The organism is Cupriavidus sp. GW822-FHT06G04 (assembly GCF_058799075.1).
On sequence record NZ_JBXALD010000041.1, the window covers coordinates 1 to 527 of the forward strand.

Annotated in this window: 1 protein-coding gene; it reads right to left on the minus strand. The window is 64.9% G+C overall.

Going from position 1 to position 527, the window contains the following annotated elements; all coding sequences use genetic code 11:
• The coding region (locus AC1RKI_RS30080; protein WP_492798442.1) for an ImcF-related family protein at positions 1–527 on the minus strand (527 nt) is incomplete at both ends.

The window sequence follows — 527 nt, forward strand, 5'->3', positions numbered from 1 at the left end:
GCGCGCAGCAGGCCACGCGAGTCCGTACCGGCCGTCAGCGATGCCAGCGTCTGATCGGCATACTTGGTGCCGGCGCCATCGAGGACGTTCTGGTAGACCGTATCGACAGCATTGCGCTCGCCGATAACGGCCAGCAGCGTCTGACGCGCGCCGGCCACCAGATCAGGGCGGGGCTCGATACGCCAGTCGGAATGGGCCTTGAGGTGTTCGGCGTAGAACTTCCCGAATCGCTCGGCCAGGTCCTGCTTCTGGCCCGGGGTGATCCTGGCATCGGTGGACCAGTGCGCTGCCAATTTCTGCGATAGGAACGCAGGCTCCACCCGCTCCGGGTGCGCCAGCATCAGGTAAGCCTTGAGCGTGTCGCGGCCATCCAGCGCCCACTTGGCGGTCTCTTCGCTCAATCCATCCGTCCGCAATTGCGAAAGATCGACCAACGTGGATTCGAGGTTTTGCGCCACGGGCGTCACCAGGATGTCCTGGCTGGCCTTGGCGTACGGCTTCCACAGCGCGGCCAGCACCTCCGTGTC